The organism is Stenotrophomonas indicatrix, from assembly GCF_050573115.1.
GTDB classification, from domain to species: domain Bacteria; phylum Pseudomonadota; class Gammaproteobacteria; order Xanthomonadales; family Xanthomonadaceae; genus Stenotrophomonas; species Stenotrophomonas lactitubi_A.
In genome coordinates this window covers 30935-57913 of sequence record NZ_JBNYZT010000008.1, presented here as the reverse complement: position 1 = coordinate 57913, position 26979 = coordinate 30935, and the positions used below count along the sequence as shown (strand labels likewise).

Here is a 26979-nt window from a genome sequence, read left to right as displayed (position 1 = left end):
GTCAGCGCTCCTCCAGCGGTTCGTCGGCGGCCGACAGCGGCCGCGCCGGGGTGTGGCTGCCATGGTCCAGCGACGGCCCTGCGTCGTACGGCTGCGGGCCATGGCGCAGAATCTTCACCAGGTACCAGATGCCCCAACCGAACACGAAGGCGTAGCCGACCACGTACACCGTCAGCGACAGCGCGGTCATCCACGCGCTCTGCGGACCCACCGCATCGGCGGTGCGCAGCACGCCGTAGACCACCCACGGCTGCCGCCCCATCTCGGTGACGAACCAGCCCGATATCAGCGCGATGAAACCACTGGGCAGCATCCAGTTCCAGCCGCGCAGCAGCCACGGCGAATCCAGCAGCTTCTTCCGCCACAGCTGGATGGCCGAGACCCAAGCCAGCACCAGCATCAGCGTGCCCAGCCCGACCATGATGCGGAAGGCGAAGAACACCGGCGTCACCGGCGGCCGCTCGCTGGCCGGCGCCGACGTCAGCGGATCGAACGTACCGTCCAGGGTATGGGTGAGGATCACGCTGCCGAGCTTGGGAATGGCCACTTCGAAATCGTTGCGCTCTTCCTTCTCGTTGGGCAGTGCGAACACCACCAGCGGCACGCCCTCGCCCTGCTTGGTCTCATGCCAGTGCGCTTCCATCGCCGCGATCTTCATCGGCTGGTGCTTGAGCGTGTTCAGGCCGTGCATGTCGCCAACGAAGATCTGCAGCGGCACGGTCAGCGCAGCGAACGCCACCGCTGCGATCAGCATGCGCCGGCCGGCCTCCACGTGCGTGCCCTTGCGCAGGTACCACGCACCGACGCCACCGATCACGAAACAGGTGGTGATGAACGAGCCCAGCGCCATGTGCGCCAGACGGTACGGGAAGGATGGGTTGAACACCACCTGCCACCAGTCGACCGGATGCACGATGCCGTTGACCATCTCGTAGCCGGCCGGCGTATGCAGCCAGCTGTTGGACGCCAGGATCCAGAACGTCGAGAACAACGTGCCCAGCGCCACCATGCAGGTGGAGAAGAAATGCAGGCGCGGCGAGACCCGGCCCCAACCGAACATCATCACGCCGAGGAAGCTGGCTTCCAGGAAGAACGCGGTCAGCACCTCATAGGTCAGCAGCGGGCCGATGACCGTGCCGGCCACTTCGCTCAGCCGCGGCCAGTTGGTGCCGAACTGGAAAGCCATGACGATGCCGCTGACCACCCCCATGCCGAACGACACCGCGAAGATCTTCTGCCAGAAGAAATACAGCTCGCGCCATACCGGCAGCTTGGTTCGTAGCCAGCGCCATTCGATGAAGGCCAGCCAGCTGGCCGTGCCGATGGTGAAGGCCGGGAACAGTACGTGGAAACTGATGACGAATCCGAACTGGATCCGCGACAACAACAACGCGTCCAAGGGACGCCTCCTGCCGGGTACGGGTGGGATACCGGACCACTTTAGGAGGATTTAGTTAAGGTGGGATGCGACCGGGTGACGCGCTGCTTCACTTTGTCGCAGGTGGAGGCGGGTTCTGGGATGAATGGGCTAAAGGGGCTTCAAGAGCGCCAGGGGCGCCTCCCGAACAGTACGCAGTGCCCTGGGAATCAGCGCGGCAAGGCTTGCCGTCATCACCAGCGCAACGGCGATCATCCCGCTCAGCCACGACGACATCCACATGCCGTCCTGTGGCGACCATACGAGATGAAGCGAAAGTGCCCCCAGCAAGGCGCCGGGAGTGGTGAAAACACTGACTTCGAAGATGATCTCGGAAAAGATTACGGACCCACGAGCACCCAGCGTGCGTCGGATGCCGATGGAGCGTCTTCTTCGATCAAGCCATGCGCCGACCACCCCGGACACTCCCGCCATCAGCACACCCAGGACCACCACGGCCATGAAGGCCAGCATGGCTGTCGTGAAGCGGTCCGCGCGAACGTATGCATCGCGGTATCCCGCCAAGGTATCAACGCCTGCCGGGTTCACGATGCGATAGGAGCGCCGTAGCGCTTCGACGGCGCGGTCAAGCAACACGCGGTCAACGTCCAGATCGGACTTCGTAAGGTAGTACCGGTTCGCGCCTGATGGAAAACCGGGAAACAACGCCCACTGTGAATCCCGATCATTTCCTCCCGGTGCGGGTCCAACGACAGACGAAAACACGCCCACAACGACCCTGCTGCTCCCGGGTCCGAAGTGCAGCCGACGTCCAACTGCGTTCTTTGCCCCGAAAAGATGGGTGGCAAGCGCCTCACTGATCAGCACCACATCGGCTGCATCGGCAGTTTCATGCTCCGTCGGGCTGCGTCCCAGAACGATACCCGCGCCCAGCATCGTCAACAGACCCGGGCTGGCAGTTATCACGGCAATACGATCGCAGCCTGCCACGTTACTCGTACCTGCGGCCATGGAATGCGCCATGGCCGCATCGCTGATGCAGGCGCCGTAGTGATGGGCTCTGCCCCCGAACGGGACCGAGTCGCTTGCCACGGTCTGCCGGACGCCGGGAAGCTGGATCGCAGACAGGTCGGATCGCACCATCGACGGCTCCACGCCTCCTTCGACGTCCGAGACGCGGATGACGCCAATCGATCCTGCATCTGGAATGCTGCTCATGTTCAGCTTTGAAAGACCGCCTACGGCGGATTGCAGGGCAACCGTGCACGCCAGACTGGCAAGCGCCGCCTGCACGAACAGCAGCGCCGCACGACCTGCCTGGTTCCGGACCTCTCGCATCGAATCCAGCATCTCAGGCAGCTCCCTTTGCGAACATCCGCGATAGTGAATTGCTCCGGCAGATATCCAGCGCTGGAATGAGTGCACAGAGCAGCGCTGTTGCAAACCCGAGACCGGCGGACATCAAAACTGCCCTTGCATCCCATGTGGTTATCGCGGACGGAAGCACATCGGCCGCAGCGACCAACAGCATGCCCGTCACGTACGCGGTAGCGGCCAGGGCCGCACTGGCCAATCCAGACCAGGCGCATTCCCACATGAGCTGGGCAAGTACATCCCGCCGCCGAGCACCCAGCGCACGACGTATTGCAAGCTCCCGGCGACGTGCCCCCAGGCTGAAGCCGAGCAGCGCTGCGGCATTGACAATGCAGACCACGAGCAGGAGCAGCGACAGCCGAAGCTGCATCTGGGTGCGGTCGGGTACGAGCCCTTGCCGGTCCAGCCATTTCACCAGCGGCCAAAGACCGACCTGATCGGTGTCCGGATGGGTCTGCAGACCCTTCGTGTGTGCATATCCGCGCAGCATCGCGCTGTACCCAGCTACATCGTCCGGTGTGGGCAACCAGGCCCACAACTGCAGCCAGGAAACCTGAGGCCCCGCGAGATCCACCCCCTCTCCTCCACCCCAGACCGTCATGCCATCGACCACGGTCAACTCGTCCGCGATGGCAGTTTCAATGGGCAGATAGATCTGGTCGGGCGCCACGAAGGGACGGCGCACCACATCCCCTTGGAACATCGGCACTGGATGCCAGTTCTCCGCAACGCCGATGACCATGTAATTGCGCCTGCTCAGTTCCAGCTGATGCCCGATGCATCCCTTCGGGCACTCGACTGCCGCCAGCGCGTGCGACAGCACAGCGACCCGACTGCCAGACTGCCCTTCCTCCGCCGTCCATGGGCGCCCTTGGACGATGGTGATCCCGAGCACGTTGAAGATCTCCGGCGTTGCGTATCTGGCACGGAGTCTGGCGCTGAATTGTCCGGGCTTCAGAAGCGTCACGGCGCCGCCCGCCATGGCAGCCTGCGACCACGCCTTGCCCTGGTGCAGAAGTGCTTTGGCATCAGGCCAGGTCAGCGCTTGACCGGAATCGGGGGCTCCTGCTCGCTGAACGCTCGGCCGGCTGTCCAGGTGCGGGCGGAAAAGCGACTCACTACGACCGGGAGCCGGATCTGATGATGCCTGGAGAACAATGGACAGCATCACCATTGCAGTTCCCACGCCAACACCGAGCATGAGAGCGATGGCCATATGGACACCGATGCGCTGCCTGAATCGTTTCAGGGCAAGAAAAAGATAGTAGAAATGCACGAGTCCTCCGTGGGGTCGGCCTCGCTCCGACCAGCGCCAGCGGTTGCCGACGACTGAGATTTCTCCAACCTGTGCATCGATATCAACAGCGACGGAGGACTTTGCAACTATCCTCATGAGACGCGCCGACGCAGAATGATTGACAGCAGATTCGACGCCAGAACGATGGCGCTGCCACGTCGCAATCCGGCGTTATTCGCCACTGACTGACGCGGCTCACAGATGCGAGGGAATTCACGAACAGTCCGGTGATACGCCAGACCGCGCAGAATGCGTCTCACGCACCGCCGGATACGGTCAGCGCCAGAAGTACCAGATCGCCCCCGCCAGCAGCGCGCCCAGCAGCACCACCTGCACCACCACATAACCCACGCCGCTGTGACGCGACTCAGCCCCGATCCGCTCCCGCAGCGCCTCACTCACATCCGGCGTCTCTTCCTGCTGCGCCTGCTCACGCAACGCGTCTGCCAGCGCGCGCTCTTCCGCATCGCGAGAATCGGTCGGTCGGTTCACAACAGTTCTCCGGCGGTGGCATGCCGCACCAGTTCCTGCTTCAGGACCTGGCGCGCACGGTACAGGTGGCTCTTGATGGTACCGCGAGCCAGGCCAGTCACCTGTTCGATCTCGGCCAGATCGAAATCCTCCAGATAATGCAGGCCCACGATCAGGCGCTGCGGCGCACTCAATCGTTCCAGCGCCGCGCCAAGGTGACGGCCGGCCTGCAATGTCTCGCTGAGTCCGGAAGGACCCGGACCCTCGTCACCAACCCCCAGTTCCTCGGGCGCTTCCACCGCCACCATCCACTGCGCTTCCAGTCGCCGCCGCCGCAGGTACTGCAGCGCGGTGGTGTAGGCCACGCGCGAAATCCAGGTACGCAGTGAAGATTCGAAACGGAACCGATGCAGCTGGCGGAACACCGCCAGGAACGTTTCCTGCAGCAGGTCGGCCACGTGGTCGCGGTCGCCGACCATGCGCCCAATCACATGCGCGCAGGTGCGCTGATGTGTTTCCACCAGTTGCGTGAAGGCCGGTTGCGAGCCGTCGATGATGGCGCGCACCAGCGCCTGGTCCGCATCCAGCGGCTCGGCGGGTATGGCCGCCGTCGCGGCATCCTGCCGACGTCGCCCCCGCAATGCGGCCAGCGCCTCCCCCAGCAGGCTCATGCGTGGGGCTCCCCCTGTGCCCGCAGCATGCGCAGGCTCAGCCCTTGCGCACTGCGGGGCGGGTGAAGTGCCAGGCCAGCAGCTGACCCAGGCCGGCACTGCCGACCATCGCGGCGGCGGCGCCGAACGTCAGGTCGCGTGCACCGATGGCTTCCAGCAGCGCCATAGCCAGTGCCAGGCAGACCAGGCTGATGCCCCAGCGCAGCGCGCCTTGGCGGCGGCGCTCCTCCTCCAGCACCGCCAGCGAGCGGATCACCTCTTCCGGCACGTGCGGTGCCACCAGCTTGCCGCGCGCACGCGCATCGGCGATGGCATGGATCGCATAGGCGGTGCAGATGAAGAGAGTGATCGGGATGAGTTCCTGCATGGTCGTGCTCCTGTCCGGTGAATGATGCGGGTTCAGGAGATTGGATGCGCGACCCTGCCGACCGGTTGCACTAGGCGTCGTCGGCTTCGGGCGCCGGTGGTTCGTCCGGGAAATAGGTTTCCAGCTGGAAGCCCACGCGCAGGTCCGCCATCAGTCGTACAAGATCGGCATCCAGCTCGAAGCCGGCCCACGCGCGCTTTCCGAAGATGCCAATCCGCAGGCCGATCTCCGCCCCTTCCTGATTCAACGCCTGAATCACCTGGGCACGTGCCTGAAGCGTCTCCACGACTTCCGGCCACGCGTCCATCAACCAGCCGTCCTTGTCCTTCGGCAGCTGGAACAGCACCCAGGTAAACGCGTACACACGGATCAGGCTGCCATCCTCGCGACGCAGATCGGTGCCCACATCGCGGAAGAACTCGCGTTCCATTCCGAGGCGGGCTGAGATATCGGCGCTGGCCGCGGACGGGTGCTTGATCCCCAGGGAGATGGTGTAGTCGTAGCGGTACATATCGGTTCCTTCCGAAGTGAACCCCCATCATGCGCCAGGCCGGACCCTGCCATGCCCTTTGCCCAAGCGGTCTGCATGACCTGTGGCCCCTTCCCCCGGCCCTTGCGGCTGCTACGCTTGCCCGGTTTCCTCTTCTGGTGCTGTCCGCCCATGTCCCGAGTGCTGCCCCTGTCCCTCCTGCTGTCTGCCGTGCTGGCCGCTCCGGCCGCCCAGGCCGCGCCGACGCCGATCACCATCGAACAGGCCATGGCCGACCCGGACTGGATCGGTCCGCCGGTGGAGAAGGCCTGGTGGTCGTGGAACAGCCAGCAGGTGGAATACCAGCTCAAGCGCAACGGCAGCCCGGTGCGCGACACCTTCCGCCAGCCGGTGGCCGGTGGCATGGCCGCACAGGTGGCCGATGACCAGCGCGGCAGCCTCGACGTGGCCGATCCGGTCTATGACCGCAGCCGCAGCCGCAGCGCCTTCGTGCGCAACGGCGACGTGTTCGTCCGCGACCTGCGCAGCGGCGCGCTGACCCAGCTGACCCGCAGCAACGAACGCGCCGCCGGCGTGAACTTCGCCGCCGACAACGGCGTGATCTGGCGCGTCGGCCAGAACTGGTTCCACTGGACCGCCGCCAGCGGTGTGCAGCAGGTGGCCAGCCTGAAGGCCGACAAGGATCCGAGCACGCCGCCGAAGGCCGACGTGCTGCGCGACCAGCAGCTGCGCACGCTGGAAACCCTGCGCCGCGACCGCGAACAGCGAGAGACGCTGAAGGACCAGGACCAGCGCTGGCGCCAGGCCGACCCGACCCGCGCACCGGGCCCGGTGTTCCTGGGTGCCGACGTCGAGATCGTCGACAGCGTGCTGTCGCCGGACCTGGGCCACCTGATCGTGACCACCAAGCCGAAGGACTTCGATGACGGCCGCGGCGGCAAGATGCCGCTGTACGTGACCGAGTCGGGCTACGAGGAAACCGAGGACACCCGTCCCCGCGTTGGCCGCAACGGCTTCGAGCCGCACACCCTGTGGTTCGTGGATGTACGCAGCGGCAAGGCCGAGAAGCTGTCGCTGTCCAGCCTGCCGGGCATCGGCACCGATCCGCTGGCCGAGCTGCGCCGCAAGGCCGGCAAGGACGCGCTGAAGGGCGACCGCAGCGTGCAGGTGATGAGCGACTTCATGGGCGGTGGCATCCGCTGGAGCGCCGATGGCCAGCAGGCCGCGGTGATGCTGCGCGCCAACGACAACAAGGACCGCTGGATCGTCAGCGTTGCTGCCGCCGACGGCCGCGTGCAGAACCGCCATCGCCTGACCGACAACGCCTGGATCAACTGGGGCTTCAACGATTTCGGCTGGATGGCCGATGGTCGCACGCTGTGGCTGCTGTCCGAGGAATCCGGCTTCTCGCACCTGTACACCCAGGCCGGCGGCGGCAAGCCGCAGGCGCTGACCAGCGGCAAGTGGGAAACCTCGGCGCCGGTGCTGTCGGCCGACGGCAAGGGCTTCTACTTCCTGTGCAACCAGCAGGCCCCGCACGACTACGAAGTCTGCGCGGTCGATACCACTGCCCGCCAGGTGCGCGAGCTGACCAGCCTCAACGGCGTGGAAGACTTCTCGCTGTCGCCGGACGGCCAGCAGCTGCTGGTGCGCTATTCCGGCGCCTACCTGCCGGCGCAGCTGGCGGTGGTGCCGAGCACCGGTGCCGGCCAGGCGCGCGTGCTGACCGATACCCGCACCGCCGACTACAAGGCGCGCCAGTGGGTCCAGCCGAAGCTGGTGGCGGTGCCGTCCAAGCATGGCGCCGGCGTGGTCTGGGCCAAGTACTACGAACCGGAAAACAAGGAAGCCGGCAAAAAGTACCCGATCGTGATGTTCGTGCACGGTGCCGGCTACCTGCAGAACGTGCACCAGCGCTACCCGGCCTACTTCCGCGAGCAGATGTTCCACAACCTGCTGGTGCAGAAGGGTTACATCGTGCTGGACATGGACTACCGCGGCAGCGAGGGCTACGGCCGCGACTGGCGCACGGCGATCTACCGCAACATGGGCCACCCGGAGCTGGAAGACTACAAGGACGGCCTGGACTGGCTGGTCGACACCCAGCAGGGTGATCGTGACCACGCCGGCATCTATGGCGGTTCCTACGGCGGCTTCATGACCTTCATGGCGCTGTTCCGCTCGCCGGGCACGTTCAAGGCCGGCGCCGCGCTGCGCCCGGTGGTCGACTGGCACCAGTACAACCACGGCTACACCAGCAACATCCTCAACACCCCGGACATCGATCCGGAGGCGTACCGCGTGTCGTCGCCGATCGAGTACGCACAGAACCTGCAGGACAACCTGCTGATCGCCCACGGCATGATGGACGACAACGTGTTCTTCCAGGATTCGGTGAACCTGACCCAGCGCCTGATCGAGCTGCACAAGGACAACTGGTCGATCGCGCCGTACCCGCTGGAGCGCCACGGCTACGTGCGTGCCGATTCCTGGCTGGACCAGTACAAGCGCATCCTCAAGCTGTTCGAGCAGAACCTGAAGTGAGTGCTGCCGCGGCCACGATCCACATCGTGGCCGCGGTCATCCTCGATGATCGCGGCCGGGCGCTGGTGGTGCGCAAGCTCGGCGCCAGCCGCTTCATCCAGCCGGGCGGCAAGCCCGAGCCGGGCGAGCAGCCGTTGCAGGCACTGGCACGCGAACTGCACGAGGAACTGGGTGTGCGGTTGGATGCCGCCTCGGCGCTGCCGTTGGGCACGTTCGAGGACTGGGCAGTGAACGAGCCCGGCCACCGCGTACAGGCGCAGGCCTGGCGGGTGTGGATCGAAGGTGAGCCGTGCGCGCGTGCGGAGATCGCCGAACTGGCCTGGGTACCGCTGCAGCCGCCGCACGGCCGGCCCTTGGCACCCTTGAGCGAACACCATATCCTGCCGGCGGTCGCTGCCCTGGCGACGGCTCGCTGACGAAGCGGGCACCGCCCAGCCGGACAACGGATGTCAGCCTCGATTCCCCCGATCCCCGCACCGACCCCACCCCCACCCAACAACTGGGTCGCCGCGGTGGCGCAGGGCTCGTTCTGGCTGTGCCTGCTGGTCACCCTCTACTTCCTCGCGCAGGCGCTGATGGCGGCGGCACTGGCCCGCACCGAGTTCTGGACGACGCTGGTGACAGTGGCGTGGGAACAGCAGCTCGACGGCAGCCTGTGGTGGATGCTGAAACATCCGGCGGCCACCTCGCTGCTTGTTGCCCTGCTCTGCCTGGTCTCGACCCTGGCCAGCTGGGGTATGTGGCGCGGGCGCCGGTGGGGGCTGTGGGCCTATGTGTGGATGCTGGGCCTGAGTGCGTTGGCCAACTTCGTGATCGCCTGGTGGATGGACCGCCTGCTGCTGGTGTTGATCGCGCTGCTCGCCAGCGACCCGTCGGCGCAGCATGAGCTGCAGGTGCAGCGCGTGCTGTTCACCCTGACACTGGTCGGCACCTCGGTGCTGTTCGCGGGCCTGCAGGGCTGGCTGGGCTGGCGACTGCTGCGGCCGGACATCCGCGCGCGCTTCCACTGAGTTGCACCGTTCCCGCACGACAAGGATCGTCGCATGCGTTTATTGAACTTCCTGCCCACCCTGTTTCTGCTCATCGCACTGCCGGCCGGTGCCGATGCGCTGCGGTGTGGCGAATACCGCAGTACCGATGGCGGCATGGCGCTCGTGTTCATCACCTCCAGCACCGGCTACCGCCACAACGACATCGGTGAGCCGGAGCCGCTGTGGGTCGATCGCAGTGCAGCACAGACCCGGCTGGTCATGCTCGACGATGGCGTGGCGCAGCCGATCCGGATCAGTGCTGATGGGCAGCGCATCGAGGACGACGTCGTCGTGGCCTACACCCTGCGCCAGTCCCGCGCCTGCGCCATCGAACCCAGCGCGATGGACGGCAGCTGCCGCGCCGCCGGCAGCCACTGCATCGCGCAGCTGCCTACGGCCTCGCCCGGTCAGGCCAAACGCGCGTGCAACGAAGGCGTTGGCGCGGGCTGCTCGACGGTGCTGCGACAGCTGCGCGATGAAGTGACTGCGATGGGAAGCGACGACATCGGCCCCGCGCGCTTCGAGCGCCCGCCCGTCTGCCGCGAACACACGCCCGGACATGACACAGCAGCCTGCGAGGCGCTGACCGACGATGCGCTGGCTGCCGCCATGCAGCGGGTGGGTGAACGTCTGCAACGGGAAGACGAAGCCACACTGGATTCGCGCCTTACGGCCGCTGCACGCGATCACCTGCAGCAGCTGTGCCTGCAGCACCGCAGTGGCCGCTTCTGCGTCGAAGTGGCCGCACAGCAGTTGGATGCACTGGAACCTGCGCTGGCGGTGCAGGCCCTGCAGGTGGTCTGCGATGCGGGGCGCGTCAGCGCCTGCGAACGTACCGCACCATTGCGTGGACTCGGTGCCGATCTACGCCTGGTGCCGCTCCTGCAGGTGCCTTGCGGCCGCTATCAGGCCGATGGTGGCGTGATCGAGACGCTCGACTTTGGCGATGGCACACGCGCCCGCTTGCAGGAAGGCGCAGTCCACCTGCAGCAGGACGGTGAAACCCTTGTGCTGCGCCAGCTCGGTAACGGCGACCTGCTTGGCATGGATGCGCAGACCGGCTACCAGCGTTACCAGCCGGTGCCCGGCACGGCACAATGCACGCCCGCGCGCGATGGCCGTGGTTCGCCCTAGCGCCTGGAGTGTCCCGTTCGATCGTCAAGGAGACGACATGCCTTCACCCGCACCGCACCGCCGCTGGCTGGCCTGGGCGTTGCTGCTGGCCACGCCGATGGCTGCTGCACAATCGCCACAATGCGGCTTGTTCAAGGCCGATGAAGGCAGCAGCACGCTGCGTATCAGCTCACCCAATCGCGGCGAGCAGAAGCATTTCGGCAGCGCGCCGTCTCCGGTCGCCTTCCAGCAGATCGACGGAAAACTGCAGCTGGTGAGCCTGGAATACGGCCTGCCCAGCGCGCTGCAGGTGCGCGATCGTGGCCGCACCGTCGAAGTGGATGGCACGGTATACACCCTGCAGACGCCGGCACAGTGCGCTGCGGCTGCCACACCTGCCGCTGGCAGCTGCCTGGCCGATGCGGCGGCGTGCCTGGACAATCGCACCATCGCCCCGCTTTCCGTTCTTGAATCGGCCTGCCAGGAAGGCGTGCCGGGCATGTGCCTGCAGTTGGCTGATCGTTGGCACGATGAGGCCAAACCTGCGGTCGACGCCGATCCTGCCGTGCAGAAGGCTGCGCTCGACGCCGCCCTGTCCGGCATTGAGCTCCCTGCCGCCTGCCGCGACGGCGGCTTCGAGCAGGGAACCCCGGCCTGTGCCGCAGCCCTGGAGGCCGCCCCTGCGGTGCAGGAGCAGCTGGTCAAGGCAGCGATGACCGCAGCCATGGCCGAAGCAGTGGTGACGATGGCGGCGCCGACCGCTCCGGTGATCGTGCCGGCTGAGCGCCGCCAACAGCTGCTGCAGCTGTGCCGGAAGGTACCGCACGGCGGCTTCTGTACCCGCGTGGCTGAGCTCTCCTGGGAAGCGGGAGATCCCCAGCAGGCGGTGCAGGCACTGGCTGCGGCCTGCCCCCCCGGCAATGAAACCTCTGCCTGCGAGCGCCTGCCTGCGCTGCAGGCGGTGGGCGCATCGCTGCGACCGCAGCCCGCAACGGCCCTGCCCTGTGGCAACTACCGGTCCGACGGCGGCCTGATGGACACGCTGGATTTCGGTGACGCCGGTCTGGTCGGTGTTGGCTGGAGCAGCCAGCTGCGTGCGCGTGTCGAGAGCGGCGACATCCGTATCCGCCATGACAAGGGCGGTGACTTCGTGCTGCGTCCGCTGCCTGGCGGCCAATTGCTGGGCCTGGACAGCTGGACCCGCTTCCAGGTGTTCGCGCCCACGGGTGAGGGCGCAACCGGCTGCAGCGCACCGAAGCAGTACACGGTGCTGCCACTGCCACAGGATTGCCCGCTGGCACTGGCCGATGGCGGTGGTGCCGAGGCCTGCTGCGCACAAGGCAAGCTGCAGGGCTGCAACATCCTCGGCAACCGCCTTGCGCTGTCCGGGAACTGGCTGCAGGCCGCCGAACACTACACCACGGTCTGCCGCGCAGGAGTGCGCGAAGGGTGCGAGAACCTGGTCACCGCGCAGGGCAGCGGTGCCGGTGTGGACGCACGTGCGACCCTGGAACAGCTGTGCAAGGCCGACCGCAACGGCCTCCACGTGGCCTGCGACGTGCTCGAAACACAGAACTGGAAGCTGATCGTTCTGGGGGGCGCCCTGCAGAAGGCGGCCGATGAGACGGCAGTGGACGACACCCCGGCGCCACGCAATTCCAACCGCAAGCGCTGAGCCCGCCAGAGCCTGCCCGCAGCTTCGGGCAGGCCCTGCGGTAAAGTACGCGCCATGAACGAATTCGAGCGCGTGCGCGCCTACCTCACCGACCTGCAGGACCGCATCTGTGCGGCGATCGAGGCCGCCGACGGCCAGGCCCGCTTCCAGCAGGATCTGTGGCAGCGCGCCGAGGGCGGCGGTGGCCGCACCCGCGTGCTGCGCGATGGCACGGTGTTCGAGCAGGCCGGCATCGGCTTTTCCGATGTGGCGGGCAGTCGCCTGCCGCCGTCGGCCTCGGCCAATCGGCCGGAACTGGCCGGCGCCTCATGGCGCGCCACCGGCGTGTCGCTGGTGTTCCACCCGCTCAATCCCTACGTGCCCACCACCCACGCCAACGTGCGCTTCTTCCAGGCGCAGCGCGATGGCGAAGTGGTGGCCAGCTGGTTCGGGGGCGGTTTCGATCTGACCCCGTTCTACCCGTTCGACGAGGACGTGCAGCACTGGCATCGGGTGGCACGCGATCTGTGCGCGCCGTTCGGTGAAGAGCGCTACGCCGCGCACAAGCGCTGGTGCGATGAGTATTTCTTCCTGCGCCATCGCAACGAGACACGCGGCGTGGGCGGTCTGTTCTTCGATGATCTTCACGGCGATTTCGAGCGTGACTTCGCCTACCTGCGCGCGGTCGGCAATGGTTTCCTCGATGCGTATCTGCCGATCGTGCAGCAGCGCAAGGACATGCCGTACGGCGAGCGCGAACGCGAGTTCCAGCTGTACCGCCGCGGCCGCTACGTCGAGTTCAACCTGGTCTACGACCGCGGCACGCTGTTCGGCCTGCAGAGCGGCGGCCGCAGCGAGAGCATCCTGATGAGCCTGCCCCCACGCGTGCGCTGGGAGTACGGTTTTACCCCGGAAGACGGCAGCGCCGAAGCGCGCCTGGCCGATTACCTGGTGCCACGCGACTGGCTGTAGGCGCTTCGGGTACCGGACGCTGCACGCGTTGCCGCTGCGCGGACCGCCGCCCGCGCGGCGATGCGTGCCGCTGCGGCGTGCCCCGCTTCATTCCCCCCTCTTGTCTTGAATCAAGGAAGACCGTGATGCCCGTTGTTGTTTCCCCACGCCGCCGGATGATCACCTGGCGCGCCATGCTGCTGCTGGCGCTGGCCGTGCCCAGCCTGCCGGTGGCCGCGCAGTCGATGGCCTGCGGCACCTACCTGCAGGACGATGGCAACGCCAGCCTGACCATCGAAAGCGAAGCCCACGGCTTCCTCTCGGGCCCCTACCAGGCCACGGAACGGCTGCGGCTGGTACGCCAGGACAACCTGCTGGGCACCGGCAACCTGTCCACCGGCCGCCTGGAAAACTGGGAGTTCAGCGACAACGACCGCACGGTCAGCGGCGGATACCACACGTTCCACCTGAAAGCAGCGGCCGCCTGCAAGCCGGTACCGGAGATGGTCGAAGGCAGCTGCATGGCCGACACCAGCGACTGCCTGGAGGCACTGCCTGAGGCCGCACCCACGCAGCTGCACGCTTGGTGCGGCGAGGGCGTGGAGGCGGCCTGCACCCAACTGCAGGAGACCTACCAGCGCCAGGCCAAGGAGGCGCAACCGCAGCTTGCCCAGGCCGAACCGGAGATGCCGCCCTACTGCCGCGACGACGCATCTGCCGAAGAGGGGGAAGCCTGCATGGCCGTCATGAAGGCCATGGCCGGCGAACTGATGGGCAGGGCGGTGATGGGCCTGGAGCGGACCCTGGACGCACCGCTGCCGGCACCGCAGCTGGATGAACTGGCGGCGCTGTGCGCGCAGCAGCAGGGCGAATCGTTCTGCAGCAACGTGGCCGAGGCGCTGTGGAACGGCGGACGCCTGCAGCAGGCGCAGCAGGCCCTGCAGCGCTCCTGCACGCAGCGCGAGGGCACCTACGCCTGCGGCCCGGCCAAGGGCCTGGCGATGCTGACCCCGCTGGCGCCGTCGGCGCTGGCCCCGGTCGCAGCTACCGCGCTTCCGTGCGGCCGTTTCGAGGCCGAGCTGGGCCTGCTGTCGTCGCTGCGGTTCCTGGATGCCGGCCTGGTCGAAGTGGAGGGTGTCGGCACCCGCCTGCGCGCGCGCGTGCAGGACGGCAGGATCCTGATCAGTCGTGACGTCGGCAGCGATTTCGTACTGCAGCCACTGAGCAACGGAACCCTGGCCGGGATGGACAAGGACAATCGCTACGGCTACTACCAGCGCATGGACAAGTCCGCGACGAGCTGCCAGCCGCCGCCGGCATTCGTGGAGATTCCACAGCCGCTGGACTGCCCGATCCTGGCCCGCAAGGGCGGTGCCGCGTCATGCTGCAACGACGGCAAGCTGCTCGGCTGCAAGGTCGCGGGGGAGGAACTGCACAACGCCGAGAAGTGGGTGCAGGCCCAGCCCTATTTCATCAAGCTGTGCAGCGCCGGCGTGCGCGATGGCTGCCTGGGGCTCGCCGCAGGCTATGCACATACTGCCGACCCCAAGGTACCGCAGACGATGGCGGCGATCTGCGCCAAGGACGGCAAGGGCACCCATGTGGCCTGCGACATCGAGGCGACGCGTGACTGGGCAGGCATGAAAGCGCAGGCGGCCGAACAGTAAACCGTACTGCCGGGGGCCGGAGGAATACTGCCTTCGGCCCACGCTGTGGCGCGCGTCACTCGTCCTTGCGCTTGGGAATGATGGTGATGTGGCCGTTGGTTTCCAGCAGTGCCAGTTCCACCTCTTCCACGCCGATGCAGCTCTGCTGGCGCATGGCGACCTCGAAATCGGCGCGGCTGACCAGCTCGCGCCGCAGCACACTGTCGAAGAGCTTGCCATTGCGCGCGATCACCACCGGTTCGCCCTCGATCAGCCGTTCCATGCGGCGGCTGCGGGCGGTGAGCCAGCCCACACCGTAGTTCAGCAGGATCAGCGTGGCGGCCAGCAGCAGGCCGCCGGCCAGCGAAGTATCGGTGCCCAGCAACGCGTTCTGCACCGCGTTGCCCAGCAGCACGATCAGCAGCACATCGAACGGCGTGACCTGCCCCAGCGCGCGCTTGCCGCTGAGCCGCACCATGCCGAGCACGACCGCGTAGACCACCACCGCGCGCAGGATGAATTCCCACCACGGCATCGCCAGGGCGAACAGATCGGGCATTGCGGGTTCCCCTGCTGAGCGATGGCCCAGCGTGGCGCAGCAGCGCACAAATAAAAAGCCCCGCTGACCAGGGGGAGGTCAACGGGGCCGGGGAACGGGTGCTTGGGGAGGAGCCCCCGTTCCGAGATCTGCTCCAGGGGATGGGAGAGATCCACAACAGGCGTTGCGCCTGTCGGGAGTTATAGAAGCACTCCGAACACTAACGGTTCGTGAAGGGGCCCAATTTAATAAGCACCCCTCAGGGAAACATTCATGTTCGAGTCAGAAATATCACGCAAATGAACGAATTCACGGCATTTTCGGCCTGAATGCGACTCAGTGCGCCTCATCCCAGTTGCTGCCAGTACCGGTATCGACCACCAACGGCACACGCAATTGTGCCGCTTGCGACATGTGCTGCACGACGTTGCTGCGCAGCTCTTCAATGAATCCGGTCTCGGCTTCAAATACCAGTTCATCGTGCACCTGCAGGATCATCCGCGCCGGAGCACCACTGTCACGCAGCCACTGATCCACCGCGACCATGGCGCGCTTGATGATGTCAGCGGCCGTGCCCTGCATCGGTGCATTGATGGCCGCACGTTCAGCACCGGCACGCAGGCCCTGGTTACGTGCATGAATGTCGTTCAGGTACAGGCGGCGACCGAACAGCGTCTCCACGTAGCCCTGCTCCCGGGCCTGCTCGCGCATGCGCTCCATGAAGTCGCGCACGCCCGGATAGCGGCTGAAGTACAGCGCCACGTAGTCCTGCGCCTGGCCACGGTCGATACCGAGGTTGCGGGCCAGCCCGAACGCGCTCATGCCGTACATCAGGCCGAAGTTGATCGCCTTCGCCGCGCGACGCTCGTTGCTGGTCACTTCTTCCAGGGTGCGGCCGAACACCTCCGCGGCGGTGGCGCGATGCACATCGGCGCCCTGCTCGAAGGCGCGCACCAGGCCCGGGTCTCCGGACAGGTGGGCCATGATCCGCAGCTCGATCTGCGAATAGTCGGCCGCCAGCAGCTGGAAGCCTTCCGGGGCGATGAACGCGCGGCGGATGCGGCGGCCATCCTCGGTGCGGATCGGGATGTTCTGCAGATTCGGATCGGACGAGGACAGGCGACCGGTGGCGGCACCGGACTGGTGGTAGCTGGTGTGCACCCGGCCAGTGTCTGGGTTGACCATTTCCGGCAGCTTGTCGGTATAGGTGCTGCGCAGCTTGGCCAGGCCACGGTATTCAAGGATCACCCGCGGCAGCTCGTGCTGCTCGGCAATCGCCTCCAGCGCCTCTTCGTTGGTGCTGGGCTGGCCCTTGGGGGTCTTCACCACCGCCGGCAGCTTCAGCTCATCGAACAGCACCGCCTGCAGCTGCTTGGGCGAATCCAGGTTGAAGCTGCGCCCGGCCAGTTCGGTGGCCTTCTGCTGCGCGGACAGCATGCGCGAGGACAGGTCCTGGCTCTGCCGGCGCAGTTCGTCGGTGTCGATCCGCACGCCGTTGGCTTCGATGCTTGTCAGCACCGGCACCAGCGGCATCTCGATGCTGCGGTACACGCTGTCCAGGGTCGGTTCGGCCAGCAGCTGCGGCTGCAGCGCGTGGTGCAGCCGCAGGGTGATGTCGGCGTCTTCGGCGGCGTAGCGGCTGGCCTCGTCGATGCCCACCTGCGAGAACGAAATCTGCTTTGCGCCCTTGCCGGCCACCTCCTCGAACTTGATGGTGTTGTAGCCCAGGTAACGCAGGGCCAGCGAATCCATGTCGTGACGGGTGGCGGTGGAATTGAGCACGAAGCTCTCGAGCATGGTGTCGTCGTGGTAGCCCTGCACGTCCACGCCATGGCGGCGCAGCACATGCAAGTCGTACTTGCCATGCTGGCCCAGTTTCTTCTTCGCCGGGTCCTGCAGCATCGGCCGCAGCGCATCGAGCACCTGTGCCAGTGGCAGCTGTGCCGGCGCACCCGGATAGTCATGGCCGACCGGGATGTAAGCGGCCTTGCCCGGCTCCACCGCCAGGCTGATGCCCACCAGTCGCGCACGCATCGCGTCCAGCGCGTCGGTCTCGGTATCGAAGCTGATCAGATCGGCCTGCTGCACGCGTGCCACCCAGGCCTGCAGCTGCTCTGTGGTCAGAACGGTCTCGTACTCGCCGGGCGCCGACAGTGCCGGATCGAGCTCGCCCGCCGGAGGTGCTTCGGCGCCGCCACGGGCAAAGCCGGCCGCGGTGCCGCGCAGGCTCGGCGTCGCGTCGTTGGCCACCGCAGGCGCTGGTACCGGCCCACCCAGTTCCTTCAATGCCTGGGTGAAGCCGTAACGCAGGTACAGCTCGCCCAGCGTGGGCACGTCCGGATCACGCAGCGCCAGCGTGGTCGGGCTGGCGTCCAGCGCGACGTCGGTGCGGATGGTCACCAGCTCCTTGTTCAGCGGCAAGCGCTCCAGCGCGGCGCGCAGGTTCTCGCCGATCTTGCCCTTCATGGTCGGCGCGGCCGCGATCACCCCGTCCAGATGCTGGTATTCGGCCAGCCACTTGGCCGCCGTTTTCGGCCCGCACTTCTCCACCCCGGGCACGTTGTCCACGGTGTCACCCATCAGCGCCAGCAGGTCGACGATCTGGTCGGCACGCACACCGAACTTGTCCATCACCGCCGCGTCCGAATCCATGCGGCTGCCGGTCATGGTGTTGACCAGTTCGATGCCCGGGCGCACCAGCTGGGCGAAGTCCTTGTCGCCGGTCGAGATGGTGACCTTCAGGTCCTGTGCCACGCCCTGCAGAGCCAGGGTGCCGATTACATCGTCAGCCTCCACGCCGTCGATGCGCAGGATGCTGATGCCCAGCGCTTCAACGATGCGGCACATCGGCTCGACCTGGCTGCGCAGTTCATCGGGCATCGGCGGGCGGTTGGCCTTGTACTGGTCGTACAGGTCGTCGCGGAAGGTCTTGCCGGGCGCATCGACGACGAACGCGACGTAGGCCGGGCGTTCCTTAAGCGTCGAGCGCAGCATGTTGACCACACCGAAAAGCGCGCCGGTGGGCTCACCCTGTGCATTGGACAGGGGCGGCAGCGCGTGGAACGCGCGGTACAGGTAACTGGACCCGTCGATCAGGACTAATCTGCTCATGTGTCGATTCTACGCGCCTGTTCCTGCATCGCGGCGACACGGCAGCGACGCGGCGTTGGGGCATAATCAAGGCTCTTTCCAGGCAAAGGCCCCGCCGATGAAGACCCTGATGCTGGCTTCCCTGCTCCTGCTTGCTGGCTGCGCCAGCATGGGCGGCGCGGGCGCTCCCCCGGTGGACGTCAAGGGCGCGGATGTCTCCAAGCGCACGATGGACAACGGTGACACCATCGAGGAGTACCGGGTGTCCGGCCAGTTGCGCATGGTCAAGGTGACGCCGGCACGCGGCGCGCCGTTCTACATGTACGACAAGAACGGCGATGGCCGCTTCGACAACGACAAGGACGGTGTGTCGCCGGTGTACTGGAAGCTCTACAGCTGGTGATGTGGCCGGGGTCGGATCCCTTTCCTCAGGAAAGGGCTCTGACCCCATCGCGATCGGCAAGGCCCATCCACGCATGGCGTGGATCTACTGGGTATTGCGGCGGCCCTATCCACGCATGGCGTGGATCTACTGGGCGCCGGAAAAAACAACGCCGGCGCGCATCCTGCGGCCGGCGTCGGGTCCCCTCCCCGGGAACGCTCTGTATCAGCGGATGACCAGCACCGGCAGCGTGCTGCGCGCCAGCACTTCGGCGGTCTGGCTGCCCAGCAGCACGCGGGTCACGCCGCGGCGGCCGTGTGAGGTCATCACGATCAGGTCGCTGTTGCGCTGGCCTGCCGTCTCGATGATGCCGTCGGCCGCATAGCGGTCCAGCACATGCACCGGGTTGGCGGTGATGCCCTGCTCGGCCGCCTTGGCCAGGGCAGGCTGCAGCACCTTCTGCGCACCTTCCTCGCGGTCGGCCTTGTACTCCGGGCTGTTCATGTAACCCACGCTCCAGCCCATGGCGTCGTACATGCCGACAGCCCATGGCTCGGAGACGGTGACGATGTCGACCTCGGCGTTGAGGTCCTTGGCCAGCTCCAGGCCCTTGGCCAGGCCCTTGTCGGCCAGTTCGGACCCGTCGGTGGCGATCAGGATGCGCTTGTACATGGTGGGGCTCCGCGGTGATCTACCCAGTGGGAACGACACCATTACATACCCGATGTGGAGATCGTGCCTTGCGCAGGATCAATCCGGCAGCGCGCAGCGATGCCTGCGCAGCGCGGCATGATCGGCCGATGCGCGGCCGGGCATCGCCCGGCGCAACGTGCCCAGGATCGACACGCGGCTGCGATGCTCCGGTAGCGCCGGGCCATGCCCGGCGGGCACTCAGGCCTGCACCGTCACCCGCCAGCCACCCTCCTGCGGTTGCCAGTCGAATTCCACCGGCAGGAACTTTTCGATCAACCGCGCATTGCTGACCAGGTGATCGCTCAGCACGTGGGTGGTGAACGCACCGCCGCCCGCCAGCGCCATCGGCAGCAGCAACTGGTCGGACAGGTACTCGCCAACGGCACCCGCCCCATCCAGGTACTGCTTCACCTGCCCGGCCAGGCGCGCGCCGACCTGCTCGGCCGAGACACTGCGCTCGCCATGCCCGCTGAACACCTCCACGTGGTCGCCATGACGCACGCGCACCAGGGCAACGTTGCCTGGTCCCAGCGCCGGCCGTATCGACTGCACATGGCGCGGATGCGGGTCCACACCCAGCGTCTCGGCCAGTACCTGCAGTTCGCGCAGGCCGATGCCGCTGGACAGACCGGACATCAGCACCTGTGCCTCGATCGCCTGCAACGGCGCACGCTCCTCCAGCGACATCGGCAGCAGCGCCATGCACGGCTGCACCTGCACCTCCATCACGCCACCACCCGCTGGATGGAAGCCGTGCTGCAGCAGCTGCATCGACGCTTGCACGCCCATCCGTTGCAGCGCCGGCAGATAGCTGTCGGCGATGAAGTCCGCACTGGGCGCCAGCGGGTTGTGGGTACCGCCTTCCAGGCGCAGCTGCGACGACCCCTGCGCCCGCCACAGTGCCGGCAGCACGGTCTGCAGCACCAGCGTTGTCGAGCCGCTGCTGCCGGTCGCGAAATGATAGTCGCCAGCGCTCACCGCGCCCGGCTCGAAGCGCAGCGAGGTAGCGCCCAGTTCTGCACCATGCACACACGCGTTGCCGACCCGCGCCGCGGCGTTGACCGCGGTCAAGTGCTGGCGCATCAATCCCGGCTTGCGCCGGATCGCGCGGATGTTGTGCAGCGTGAAGCCTGTACCGGTGCACAGGCTCAATGTCAGTGCCGAGCGCAGCAGCTGTCCGCCACCATGCCCGCCATCCAGTTCAATCATGTCCATCTGTCTGTTCCTCCATGCCCGTTGTTTCGATGCCGGGCCCTGCTGCCGTGCGCGGCGCAGTGTACGCCGCGCACGGGTTGCCTCATCCCTTCACGCACACCACCTGGCGCAGCGTGTGCACGATCTCGACCAGATCGCGCTGGGCCTCCATGACCGCCTCTATCGACTTGTAGGCCGCCGGCGATTCGTCCACCACCTCCGCATCCTTGCGGCATTCCACGTGCGCGGTGGCCTTGGCGTGGTCATCCACGGTGATCAGCTTGCGCGCCTGGGTACGACTCATCACGCGGCCGGCACCGTGGCTGCAGCTGTGGAAGCTGTCCTCGTTGCCGAGGCCTCGCACGATGAAGCTCTTGGCACCCATGCTGCCCGGAATGATGCCCAGCTCACCCTTGCGCGCACTCACCGCGCCCTTGCGGGTCAACATCACCTCCTTGCCGAAGTGGGTCTCGCGGTTCACGTAGTTGTGGTGGCAGTTCACCGCCTCGGCCTCGGCCTCGAACGGCTTGCTGATCACCGTGCGCACTGCAGCCACCACGTTGCGCATCATCACTTCGCGGTTCATGCGTGCGAAACGCTGCGCCCAGTCCACTGCGAACACGTAGTCGCCGTAGTGCTGGCTGCCCTCGGGCAGGTAGGCCAGGTCCTGGTCGGGCAGGTTGATCATCCAGCGGCGCATTTCCTGCTTGGCCAGCTCGATGAAGTAGGTGCCGATGGCATTGCCCACGCCACGCGAACCGGAGTGCAGCATGAACCACACGCGCTGCTCCTGGTCCAGGCAGACCTCGACGAAGTGGTTGCCGGTACCCAGCGTTCCCAGGTGCTTGAGGTTGTTGGTGTTCTTCAGGCGCGGATGACGCTCGCAGATCAATGCGAAGTCATCCACCAGCTGCGCCCAGCCTTCCACCGCCAGCTCGGGCGGCGTGTCCCAGCTGCCCTTGTCGCGGCCACCGCGGTTCACGCTGCGGCCATGCGGCACCGCCCGCTCGATCGCGCTGCGCACGGCCGACAGGTTGTCCGGCAGGTCGCTGGCAACCAGCGTGGTGCGCACCGCGATCATGCCGCAGCCGATATCCACGCCCACCGCTGCAGGAATGATCGCGCCGATGGTCGGTACCACCGAGCCCACGGTCGCGCCCTTGCCCAGGTGCACGTCGGGCATCACCGAAATCCACTTGTGGATGAAGGGCAGCTTGGCGATGTTCTGCAGCTGCTCACGCGCCTGGTCTTCCAGCGGCACGCCGCGGGTCCACAGCTTGATCGGTGCAGCACCCGGCTGCTGGATCACGTCGTAATTGAGGGTGGTCATGGTGATGTTTCCTTTCATCCAAAGCAAAAACAAAGAAGGTGCGGTGACAAGGGTGGTGGAACATTCCGTCGCCCACGTTGCCGTGGGGGACGGCCGGGACTTGAACCCGACCCCGAAGGGCTTCCGATGTAGTTCCACCTGCATTCCCCGCGCAACGAAAGCGAAGGTGCCGGCAGCACGACAAGAATCTGGAGGAACATCCTGCTCTACCACTGAGCTACCGCCGCGTTGCCGCGGCAGGCGGGAGTCGAACCCGCGACCTGGAGCTTAAGAGGCTGTAGTTCCTCCGGCATTCGCACTGCCGGCGGTGAAGCATCGGCGCCGTTGCCGGTGCCGTTTGAAAAGGTGCGGTGACAAGGGAAGTGGAACGTCTGCTTCCTCACGACAGGCAGGAAACGCGGGACTCGAACCCGACCCCGAAGGGACAACCAATGTAGTTCCACCAGCATTCACCGCAGAAACGAATTCCTGGCCCTGCCCGGCTGGCCCCATTGCCAGCCGGGCGGTCCGTGGCGACATCCTTGCCGCCTTACAACGCCATGTCCTGGATGCGCTCGACCCAGCTGCTGCCGTCTTCGGCCGCAGCGGCGTACTGCGCGATCAGGTCGAACACCGCATCGCTGAAGCCTCCGATGTGCAGCACGTCACCGCGCTGCACGGTCTGGCTGCTGGACACCGGCTGCAGGTCGATGCACACCAGCCGCGCCTGCGGGCAACGACGCTTCAGTGCATCCCACTGCAGCATCGTGGCCGTCTGGCCGCCGCTGCGGGTGTCACGCCAACTCTCGTTGTCCGACACCATCACCACCAGGTCCACCGGCTCGCGCCGCAGGTTGAGGTAGTGCAGCGGCGCGCTGACCGACGTACCGCCACCGTTGATCGCCAGCTGGCGGGCCAACGTCATCACGCTGTCGCGCGGGTTCAGCCGCACGTGGCGCACCTCGGTGTCGAACGGCAATACCTTGGCCTGCGGCTGCCCGCGCAGTACGCAGGCTGCAACCAGCGCCGCCACGTCCACACAGCGTGCCGCGGTACTGGCGCCCTTGCGGTAGCCGGTTACCGGCGACTGCATGGAACCGGATACGTCCACCGCCACCACCACCCGCCCCGGCAATGCCGGCGCCGATGCCGTCGCGATCTCCATCGCATCCTGCAGCGCTTCCAGGATCGGCGGCGGCAAGCCAGCGCCCGCGTGGAACGCCATCAGCAGCTGGTAGGGCAACACACGGGCACGACGCACCTGCTGCGGATCACGCAGGCGATCCGCGATCACCTGCACCATCGCCGGATCATCGAACACGCCATTGCGGGCGAACGTGTTGAGGTTCATCCGCATCGACTGCCACGATGCGTTGCGGGCCAGTGCCGACCACTGCGCCGCATCCAGCGGCAGCGTGCTGTAGTACTGGAACGGCAGGTCCGGCGGCAGTCCGCGCGGGTCACGCTTGAACGCCTCGTACGCCTGCACCACTGCCGGCAGCTGCACCTCGTCGTACGGACGACCGATGATCCATGCATACAGCGCCTTGCGCTCGGCGTTGGCCGGCTTCGGGTGCACCATGCGGATCAGGTCGGCCAGCGACGGCTGCTGGCCGATTGCCGCACGCACCAGCGTTTCCGCCGACGCCTGCTGGATCCACTCACGCACCCTGCGCTTGGGCAGCGAGCCCAGCGAACGGCGCCCCACCTGGCCGCTACGCATGATCTGTACGAACGTGCGCAGCTGGCGGCCGTTGTCGATCACCCGCGGGAACACCAGGGCGAACGCCTCCGGATCGCGCAGGCTCAGCACCGCCAGCAGCAGTGCCGGCATGTCCTTCATGTGCGCAACCTGGCGGGCGTACAGCGCGGTGCGGGCGATGAAGCGCGGCTCGACCTGCGCGGTCAGCGCCAGCACCTGCTGCAGCTGCGCCTCGGCGTCGCTGTAGAAAGTGTTGTTCAGGCACCCGGTGGCCGCATACAGCGCCAGCGCTGCACGCGAGTCGCGGCGGTAGGCCAGGCCACCGGCTTCATTGACGGTGTCTGCCTGCGGCGGCTGCGGGGTGCGCATCCAGGAGAAGAGCGAAAGGTTGGCCATGTTGATGTCCTCGGCGGGAACAGCCCGCGTCGTGTCTTGCTGGATATAAAGCAATGGCCGTGCCAACTTTTTCCATGAGAATCCATGTGATTGATTTTCATGACATTTCTTGTGAATCGAGCTGTCTTGATCAGCGGATCGTTGTAAAAAGATATATATTTTCGGCGCATCTTTTATAGGAATGGATATGGCGCGTCGACAGGTGGTCTTCGGCATGCTCGGCACCCAGCTCGACGCGGGCGAAGGGCCGGGCCGCTGGCAGAAGTGGCGCCCGACGGTGTCGCTGGGCATGCATGAGGATTTCCTGCCCGACCGCATCGAGCTGCTGCTGGATGAGCGCCGCTACAGCAAGCTGGCGCGCGTGGTCTGCGAGGATCTGGTACAGGCTGCGCCGGGCATCAGCGTGCAGCGCCACGACACCTACCTGGCAGATCCGTGGGAATTCGAAGGGGTCTACGCCACCCTGCATGACTTCCTCGCCAGCTATCCGTTCCAGCCGGAGGAGGAGGACTACTACGTCCACATCACCACCGGCACGCATGTGGCGCAGATCTGCTGGTTTCTGCTGACCGAGAGCCGGCACTTTCCCGGGCGACTGCTGCAGACCTCGCCGCCGCGCAAGCAGGACGGCGCCGCCGGCACGTACGCGGTCATCGACCTCGATCTATCGCGTTACGACCACATCGCGCAGCGTTTCGCCCAGCAGCAGCTGCAGGACCGCGACCTGCTGAAGGGCGGCATCGCCACCCGCAACGCCGCCTTCAACCGCATGATCGAGCAGATCGAAACGGTGGCCACGCGCTCGCGCGCGCCGATGCTGCTGATGGGACCGACCGGCGCCGGCAAGAGCCAGCTGGCCAAGCGTGTGTTCGAGTTGAAGAAGCTCAAGCATCAGCTGCCGGGCCGCTTCGTCGAGGTGAACTGCGCCACGCTGCGCGGCGATGGTGCGATGAGCACCTTGTTCGGCCATACCAAGGGCGCCTATACCGGTGCTTCCAGCGACCGCGCCGGCCTGCTGCGCTCAGCCCACCAGGGTCTGCTGTTCCTGGACGAGATCGGCGAACTCGGCCAGGACGAACAAGCGATGCTGCTGCGGGCACTGGAAGAGAAGCGCTTCCTGCCGGTGGGCAGCGACCGCGAAGTGGAGAGCGACTTCCAGCTGATCGCCGGCACCAACCGCGACCTGCAGCAGTCGGTGCTGGAAGGTCGCTTCCGCGAAGACCTGCTGGCGCGCCTCAACCTGTGGACCTACCACCTGCCCGGTCTGGCCCAGCGCATGGAAGACATCGAACCGAACATCGAGTTCGAGCTGGAACGCTGGTCGCAGGACCAGCATGCGCGGGTTCGCTTCAACGTTGAGGCACGCACGCGCTATCTCGCGTTTGCCACGAGCCCGGAAGCGGCGTGGCGCGGCAACTTCCGCGACCTGGGCGCGTCGATCATGCGCCTGGCCACGTTGGCGAGTGCCGGGCGCATCCAGATCGAGGGCGTGGAGGACGAGATTGCGCGCCTGCGGGCACAGTGGCGCGGCGGCGATGCGCCGTCACCGCTGGATGCACTGTTGGGCGATGCCGTGGACACGCTGGACCGCTTCGATCGCGTACAGCTGGAAGAAGTGGTGCGGGTCTGTGCGCGCTCGAAATCGCTGTCCGCTGCGGGTCGCGAGCTGTTCGCAATCTCGCGCACGCAGCGCGCCAGCACCAACGACGCCGACCGCCTGCGCAAGTATCTGGCCAAGTTCGGGCTGGACTGGGAGCAGGTGCGGGGTCCGGCCCGGTAACGCGACGGCACAGCTTGCGCGTGCACCGGCCACGGCGCATGCTCCGGCTGCAACCACCCACCTGAACGGAGATTTCCCATGCAGGACCGTCCCCGCTCGACCTCCAAAACCGGCCTGATCATCGTGCTGGCCTGCGTCGCTGCCTTCGTTCTGCTCGTGGGTGGCTACCAGTTCGGCAAATCACTGGCCAAGGCAGACAACGCACAGCAGGCCACGGCCGCCCCGCTGGCACGCTGACCGCGCTCCGGTAGTGCCGGCCACTGGCCGGCAGCCGCAGCTTCAGGCGATCTGCACCACGCGTGCGTTCTGGCACAGCGGATAACTGCCGACGAATTCAGCGATTGCATCACGCATCGCCTCGAATGACTGGCCGTACATGTACAGCGCGGTCTCGCTCGGCCCCTGCCACCAGCTGCAGATCTCGCCCAGGCCATCGATGCGCTCGGACAGCTGCTCGAACACATGGTTCGAATCGCACTGCTCGTACACCTCGTCCGGCAGGGTCAGGCCATCGAGGTAGATGCCCAGGCCCTCGGTCACGCCGAAGCTGCGATCGGCCTCGCCTGCGCCCTGTACCTGCGAACCCTTCGGTGCACCCAGCTGCTCCAGCAGGTCAACCAGCTTCGGCACGCCCGCGACATCAACCAGTGCCACTTCGATATCGCCGTATTCGACTTCGCCTTCGTCGGACATCGCGGTACCGCCACCGGTGATGCCACCCAGCTCGGCCGCCTGCAGCAGCGCATCGAGTGGATCCTCGAACAGCTCATGGCGATGCTCGGGCTGCAGCTTGGCGTTCAATTTCACGGTGACATGCAGCGTGGGCTCGGTCATGAGGGCGTTCCTGGGAGATGTGGCCGCTATTGTAGAACCGAGCTTGCCCAACTGCTTCTGCCTGACCAAAGCCA

24 protein-coding genes are annotated in these 26979 nt (G+C 66.3%); 10 read left to right on the top strand and 14 right to left on the bottom strand.

Annotated elements, in window-relative coordinates:
• Position 1: 1 nt before the first annotated feature.
• The 7 genes from ACQ5SA_RS17560 to ACQ5SA_RS17530 form a co-directional block, all read right to left on the bottom strand.
• Positions 2-1399, bottom strand: a complete 1398-nt coding sequence (locus ACQ5SA_RS17560) for a cytochrome ubiquinol oxidase subunit I (protein ID WP_499315286.1) — start codon at positions 1397-1399, stop codon at positions 2-4.
• Between the two features lie 129 nt (positions 1400-1528).
• Positions 1529-2728, bottom strand: a complete 1200-nt coding sequence (locus ACQ5SA_RS17555) for an ABC transporter permease (RefSeq protein WP_499315284.1) — start codon at positions 2726-2728, stop codon at positions 1529-1531.
• Between the two features lies 1 nt (position 2729).
• The gene (locus ACQ5SA_RS17550) at positions 2730-4028 is read right to left on the bottom strand and encodes an ABC transporter permease (protein WP_499315283.1); all 1299 of its coding nucleotides are present in this window, start codon (positions 4026-4028) and stop codon (positions 2730-2732) included.
• A 297-nt stretch (positions 4029-4325) separates the two neighbouring features.
• Positions 4326-4541, bottom strand: a complete 216-nt coding sequence (locus ACQ5SA_RS17545) for a hypothetical protein (protein WP_499315282.1) — start codon at positions 4539-4541, stop codon at positions 4326-4328.
• Complete coding sequence (locus ACQ5SA_RS17540) at positions 4538-5191, bottom strand: RNA polymerase sigma factor (protein ID WP_499315280.1); 654 nt, start codon at positions 5189-5191, stop codon at positions 4538-4540. Before ACQ5SA_RS17540 ends, ACQ5SA_RS17545 begins: the two co-directional genes overlap by 4 nt.
• A 37-nt stretch (positions 5192-5228) precedes the next feature.
• A complete protein-coding gene (locus tag ACQ5SA_RS17535) occupies positions 5229-5558 on the bottom strand; it encodes a hypothetical protein (RefSeq protein WP_353098834.1) in 330 nt (109 codons plus the stop codon).
• A 70-nt stretch (positions 5559-5628) separates the two neighbouring features.
• Entirely contained in the window at positions 5629-6069 is a 441-nt protein-coding gene (locus ACQ5SA_RS17530) for a hypothetical protein (RefSeq protein WP_499315278.1), read from the bottom strand.
• A 150-nt stretch (positions 6070-6219) separates the two neighbouring features.
• Between ACQ5SA_RS17530 and ACQ5SA_RS17525 the strand changes: the two genes are divergently transcribed.
• The 7 genes from ACQ5SA_RS17525 to ACQ5SA_RS17495 all read left to right on the top strand — a co-directional run bounded on the left by ACQ5SA_RS17525 (position 6220) and on the right by ACQ5SA_RS17495 (position 15008).
• Positions 6220-8592 carry a S9 family peptidase gene (locus ACQ5SA_RS17525; protein ID WP_499315276.1) on the top strand — a complete coding sequence of 791 codons (2373 nt, stop codon included), beginning with the start codon at positions 6220-6222 and terminating at the stop codon, positions 8590-8592.
• Entirely contained in the window at positions 8589-9008 is a 420-nt protein-coding gene (locus tag ACQ5SA_RS17520) for an NUDIX hydrolase (protein ID WP_499315274.1), read from the top strand. Before ACQ5SA_RS17525 ends, ACQ5SA_RS17520 begins: the two co-directional genes overlap by 4 nt.
• A gap of 30 nt (positions 9009-9038) precedes the next feature.
• A complete protein-coding gene (locus ACQ5SA_RS17515) occupies positions 9039-9602 on the top strand; it encodes a hypothetical protein (RefSeq protein ID WP_499315273.1) in 564 nt (187 codons plus the stop codon).
• A gap of 33 nt (positions 9603-9635) precedes the next feature.
• Positions 9636-10757, top strand: a complete 1122-nt coding sequence (locus tag ACQ5SA_RS17510) for a hypothetical protein (protein WP_499315271.1) — start codon at positions 9636-9638, stop codon at positions 10755-10757.
• A gap of 37 nt (positions 10758-10794) precedes the next feature.
• Positions 10795-12411, top strand: a complete 1617-nt coding sequence (locus ACQ5SA_RS17505) for a hypothetical protein (RefSeq protein ID WP_499315269.1) — start codon at positions 10795-10797, stop codon at positions 12409-12411.
• A gap of 54 nt (positions 12412-12465) precedes the next feature.
• Positions 12466-13362 carry an oxygen-dependent coproporphyrinogen oxidase gene (gene hemF / locus ACQ5SA_RS17500; RefSeq protein WP_499315268.1) on the top strand — a complete coding sequence of 299 codons (897 nt, stop codon included), beginning with the start codon at positions 12466-12468 and terminating at the stop codon, positions 13360-13362.
• A gap of 125 nt (positions 13363-13487) precedes the next feature.
• Entirely contained in the window at positions 13488-15008 is a 1521-nt protein-coding gene (locus ACQ5SA_RS17495) for a hypothetical protein (protein ID WP_499315266.1), read from the top strand.
• A 55-nt stretch (positions 15009-15063) separates the two neighbouring features.
• On the opposite strand, the gene ACQ5SA_RS17490 is transcribed toward ACQ5SA_RS17495, so the two are convergent.
• Together ACQ5SA_RS17490 and polA are read right to left on the bottom strand one after the other, a co-directional pair.
• Positions 15064-15546, bottom strand: coding sequence for a DUF421 domain-containing protein (locus tag ACQ5SA_RS17490; protein ID WP_499315264.1), 483 nt, complete (start codon positions 15544-15546; stop codon positions 15064-15066).
• Between the two features lie 315 nt (positions 15547-15861).
• The gene (gene polA / locus ACQ5SA_RS17485; RefSeq protein WP_499315262.1) at positions 15862-18636 is read right to left on the bottom strand and encodes a DNA polymerase I; all 2775 of its coding nucleotides are present in this window, start codon (positions 18634-18636) and stop codon (positions 15862-15864) included.
• A 97-nt stretch (positions 18637-18733) separates the two neighbouring features.
• Here polA and ACQ5SA_RS17480 point away from each other — a divergent pair, with 97 nt between their 5' ends.
• Complete coding sequence (locus ACQ5SA_RS17480) at positions 18734-19018, top strand: DUF2782 domain-containing protein (protein WP_025878043.1); 285 nt, start codon at positions 18734-18736, stop codon at positions 19016-19018.
• A 204-nt stretch (positions 19019-19222) separates the two neighbouring features.
• Here the strand turns inward: ACQ5SA_RS17480 and ACQ5SA_RS17475 are convergent, their stop codons facing one another.
• From ACQ5SA_RS17475 to ACQ5SA_RS17460, 4 genes are all read right to left on the bottom strand, one after another.
• Positions 19223-19669, bottom strand: a complete 447-nt coding sequence (locus ACQ5SA_RS17475; protein WP_025878044.1) for a universal stress protein — start codon at positions 19667-19669, stop codon at positions 19223-19225.
• A 219-nt stretch (positions 19670-19888) separates the two neighbouring features.
• Complete coding sequence (gene rtcA, locus ACQ5SA_RS17470) at positions 19889-20905, bottom strand: RNA 3'-terminal phosphate cyclase (RefSeq protein WP_499315261.1); 1017 nt, start codon at positions 20903-20905, stop codon at positions 19889-19891.
• Between the two features lie 82 nt (positions 20906-20987).
• Complete coding sequence (locus ACQ5SA_RS17465) at positions 20988-22214, bottom strand: RtcB family protein (RefSeq protein ID WP_499315259.1); 1227 nt, start codon at positions 22212-22214, stop codon at positions 20988-20990.
• 529 nt (positions 22215-22743) lie between these two features.
• Entirely contained in the window at positions 22744-24291 is a 1548-nt protein-coding gene (locus ACQ5SA_RS17460) for a VWA domain-containing protein (protein WP_499315257.1), read from the bottom strand.
• Between the two features lie 187 nt (positions 24292-24478).
• Between ACQ5SA_RS17460 and rtcR the strand changes: the two genes are divergently transcribed.
• Both rtcR and ACQ5SA_RS17450 read left to right on the top strand, forming a co-directional pair.
• Positions 24479-26071 (top strand): RNA repair transcriptional activator RtcR, encoded by a 1593-nt coding sequence (gene rtcR, locus ACQ5SA_RS17455; RefSeq protein ID WP_499315255.1) that lies wholly within the window; start codon positions 24479-24481, stop codon positions 26069-26071.
• Between the two features lie 78 nt (positions 26072-26149).
• A complete protein-coding gene (locus tag ACQ5SA_RS17450; RefSeq protein WP_442244219.1) occupies positions 26150-26308 on the top strand; it encodes a hypothetical protein in 159 nt (52 codons plus the stop codon).
• Positions 26309-26350: 42 nt separating this feature from the next.
• Here ACQ5SA_RS17450 and ACQ5SA_RS17445 read toward each other — a convergent pair whose 3' ends face one another.
• Positions 26351-26905, bottom strand: coding sequence for a hypothetical protein (locus ACQ5SA_RS17445; protein ID WP_499315253.1), 555 nt, complete (start codon positions 26903-26905; stop codon positions 26351-26353).
• Between the last annotated feature and the right edge of the window lie 74 nt (positions 26906-26979).